A 3539-nucleotide genomic window follows, 5' to 3' on the forward strand; every position below is an offset into this window, starting at 1 on the left:
TGGTCGTCATACAGGAATCGGCCCGCCCGCCGGCCCTCGAGCTCGTCAGATGCGAAGATCCGGAAGAATCGTCGCGAGTCTTTGGTCAGACTCGGCGCCGAAGCGGAGGGTGTGACCGCGATCGTGTCGGTCTCCTCGAGAACCGGGAGCAGCTCGCGCGCGGTGTCGCTGGTGGTGCCCGCCACGAACAACCGAGCTCCTTCACCAGCCAGCCGTCTCATTTCGGCCGCGCCGGTCGCCGGATCAGAAGCCGTGTCGCCCCATAGAACCTGAAAACCGCTCGGGAGGTTTGCCTGCTCCATTTCGATGGCGAGATCGATGCCGTGTTTCATGCTCTCACCGTAGTTGCTGGCCTCTCCGCTCATCGGGAGCAGCACACCGACCACCGGTTTACTGCCGCACGCCGACAGGGCGATGACGGCTGAAATGGTCAGCACTGCCTTGGCCATGTTTTTCCCGAGTATCACGATCCAACCTCCTGCATGCACTATCGTCTCCGGGACATCATACAGAAACCCCTGCAAAAGTGCCTGAGCTTCGCACGCGCTCAACCCAGGATCAGCCTCACACCCATGGCGATGACTGCGAGGACGAACACGATTCGGACTGCTGGTTCTCCGCGGGTGACTGTCACATGGGTCGCGAGCCAGGCCCCCAAGGCGTTGCCGATTGCCAGCGAACCGCCTCCGATCCACCATACCTTGCCCTGGAGAGCGAAAACGATCAGAGCCGGCAGGGTGAACATGCCGATGATGAAGACCTTGTGCATATTGACGCGGACCAGGTCGATGCGGAGGAGTTGGCTGAGAATCGGCATGATGAGAAAACCGACTCCGGCCTGGAAAAATCCGCCCCAGAACCCGACGCCGACCATTGCAAGGTAGGCGAGGATCGGTCGTTCTTCACCGTTTTCGCTGTTTTGAGACGTGGGTCGTTTGCGGACGATCAGGACGACCGCCATAATTAACACACCCCCGAGGGCGCGTTTGAAGAGGACTGGATCGACCGCGACGGCCGCGAAGGCACCGGCGACGGCACCGGGGATCGTGCACAGACCGAGCCCGATGCTTCGGCGGATCTCCGAATATCCCTGGTTCCGGAAGCTGGAAACCGCGGTGATGTTCTGAATCAGAATGGCGACGCGATTGGTACCGTTTGCGGTTGCGGGCTCGAGCCCCAGGAAAATGAGAAGCGGCATGGAGATCAGCGATCCGCCACCGGCCATGACGTTCATGAAGCCGACTCCGATTCCGGCAGCGGCCAGCAGGGGGAGGTGCCACGGTTCCATCGCAGAGGGACTGTATCACCGGTCCATCGGCTCGGGCCCAAACCACTGGCCGCTGGGGCTTATCTCATCGGTGGGAAGTCGCGCAGGATTTTCGCGACCCTTTTTGCGACCACGTCATCCGACGGATTGGGCTTCGAGAAGGCGCCCTGGCCGACCCCTCGCCAGACAAGCTGCCGGTCGCGCCGATCGATGATGTCGATGATCAGGGTCCCCTCGGGAAAACTGTCGACCCACATCGGACCGCCGTGCCATCCCCAGCGGCCCCAGCCGTACCACCCATGATGACGGACTACGACCCGGCGCTGAACGTTGGTGTAAAAAGTCACCAGGAGGTCGGCGTCGCGAGGTGTTGCGGAGCCGAATCCTCTGACTCGGAGTTCGGATGAAATTGCGGCGGCGATTCGCTGATCGACCAGCGGGCTCATCTGAGCTCGACCGCGCTCTCCGCCTGGCCGCTCGTACATCGCGAAACCGGAATAGGCGCTGAAGTCGCGTTGCGTGTCGTGATCTGTTCGAACGATCATCGATGAACAGGAGAGAACCGGTAACAGGAATGTAGCTGCCAGTCCAGAGGATAGAAGACGACGCATTGAGGATCTCCCTTCTCGCATTCGACGATCGGAGCCACGAACAGGTTGTCACCTGGAAGTGGCTGATCGCCAAGGCAATCGCCACATCCACGGTCGTCTCATGCAGGATCCGAGCCAGTGAACCCGGACTATTCATGAGGGTTCGTCAAGAGGACGGCGAGGTGCTGTGACCAGCGGGGTTTGCGACCCGAGGGGCGTGGATTTGTACTCGACAGTACGTCGAACACCGCGAGGCGGGCAAACACCGATCGGTGCGGCGAATCGCCGGCCGCAGTAGGAGCTTTACGAATAGTCCCGGTTAACGCCCGGCGAGGGACCCGTCGCGAGTGTTTGGGCGTCAGTGCTTTCTGAAGATCTGCGACAGCTGCTCTCTCGTGTGGGACGCAGCCACCTTTTGGATTTCACCCATCGCCGACGGGCGCTCGTGATCAGGAGTTTTCGTGAGGCGCCCGGCACGTTCCCGGTTGATTTCGGTGGCCCACTTCTCGAGCCCACAGAGGACATCGTGTCGCGTGATACGACCAACGAGCCTGTCCTCATCCAAGACCGGAAGACAGGCGAAGTCGCACTCGAGAAACGCCCGTGCCGCGGTCAAAAGGTCCATCTCGGGTGTCACGATGACCTCGAGGGGTGACAGGTACTCGCCCACATTGCCGCCGGCTCGTTGATCGTATGCCCAGTTGATGATGGTACGTATGACGTCTTTTTCGGTGAGCAGTCCTACCACCTCACCGTCGTCATTGACCACCGGAATCGCGGCAAATGATGAACGAGCGAGGATGCTCATGCACGGGGCCATCTCCTCGTTCTCGCGAAAGGTCTTGGAGGCTTTCTTCATGTACTTCCGCACAATTGGTGTCTTCGCCATCGGCGTCACCTCCTGCCTATTTCCCAAAGCTTAGCACCATTACGCGGTGGATCAAGGGACCTCTCTGCAAGAAGGAGTTTCGTGTACTTGACGTTCTTGGTATCCTCTCTCCGCTCGATCGCCTCTGACGGTCGATAATTTCGGAAAAGAGTCAGAAATGGCAGTCCACGTCATCAAGAAGGGCCTCGACATCCCGATCAAAGGGTCGCCGGAACAGCGAGTCGAACCGGCGCCGAGGGTCACTAAGGTTGCTGTCCTCGCTCGTGATTACCCTTTCATGAAGCCGCGTATGCATGTGCAGATCGGCGATGAGGTGAGGCGCGGTCAACTGTTGTTCGAGGACCGCAAAACCGCGGGTGTGCGGTTCACCTCGCCGGGTGCGGGAACAGTCGCTGCGATCAACCGCGGTGCACGTCGCTCCCTGGAATCCGTGGTGGTGGAGTTGACACCGGGGGAACGACGGGGGAGCCCCGCCGAAAGCGATTTTCACACTTTTCGCGCGTTCACCGGGCGGGATGTGCAGTCCCTCCGCGGGGAGGAACTGAGAGAGCTTCTGGCGGAGTCTGGCCTGTGGACGGCCATTCGGCAGAGGCCTTTTTCAAAGGTGCCGTCCCCGAGCTCCAGCTGTCACTCGATCTTCGTCACCGCGATGGACACGAACCCGCTTGCGCCGAACCCCGAGGTCGTTCTCGATGGACAGATGAAAGATTTCCAGCGAGGCCTTCAGGCGCTCTGCAGCTTGACCGAGGGAATCGTCTATCTGTGTCGAGCGCCGGGTGCAAGGATCGAACCT

General features: G+C 60.4%; 5 protein-coding genes. 1 reads left to right on the forward strand and 4 read right to left on the reverse strand.

Annotated features, from left to right (window positions below; all coding sequences use genetic code 11):
* From LJE93_16395 to LJE93_16410, 4 genes are all read right to left on the reverse strand, one after another.
* Positions 1–467 (reverse strand): ABC transporter substrate-binding protein (locus LJE93_16395; protein ID MCG6950493.1); only part of this gene is annotated, 467 nt, incomplete at its 3' end.
* Between the two features lie 80 nt (positions 468–547).
* The gene (locus LJE93_16400) at positions 548–1288 is read right to left on the reverse strand and encodes a sulfite exporter TauE/SafE family protein (GenBank protein MCG6950494.1); all 741 of its coding nucleotides are present in this window, start codon (positions 1286–1288) and stop codon (positions 548–550) included.
* A 59-nt stretch (positions 1289–1347) separates the two neighbouring features.
* Positions 1348–1812, reverse strand: coding sequence for a DUF4136 domain-containing protein (locus LJE93_16405; GenBank protein MCG6950495.1), 465 nt, complete (start codon positions 1810–1812; stop codon positions 1348–1350).
* Positions 1813–2215: 403 nt separating this feature from the next.
* Positions 2216–2746: a CBS domain-containing protein gene (locus tag LJE93_16410; protein MCG6950496.1), complete on the reverse strand. Its 531-nt coding sequence runs from the start codon at positions 2744–2746 to the stop codon at positions 2216–2218.
* A 157-nt stretch (positions 2747–2903) separates the two neighbouring features.
* Here LJE93_16410 and LJE93_16415 point away from each other — a divergent pair.
* Positions 2904–3539: NADH:ubiquinone reductase (Na(+)-transporting) subunit A (locus LJE93_16415; GenBank protein ID MCG6950497.1), on the forward strand; the 636-nt coding region annotated here is incomplete at its 3' end.

The organism is Acidobacteriota bacterium (assembly GCA_022340665.1).
Lineage (GTDB): Bacteria > Acidobacteriota > Thermoanaerobaculia > Thermoanaerobaculales > Sulfomarinibacteraceae > Sulfomarinibacter.

Excerpts from the sequence above, each read along its gene's own strand:
- LJE93_16410 (MCG6950496.1), bottom strand. The coding sequence starts at position 2,746 with ATGGCGAAGACACCAATTGTGCGGAAGTACATGAAGAAAGCCTCCAAG.
- LJE93_16405 (MCG6950495.1), bottom strand. The coding sequence starts at position 1,812 with ATGATCGTTCGAACAGATCACGACACGCAACGCGACTTCAGCGCCTAT.
- LJE93_16400 (MCG6950494.1), bottom strand. The coding sequence starts at position 1,288 with ATGGAACCGTGGCACCTCCCCCTGCTGGCCGCTGCCGGAATCGGAGTC.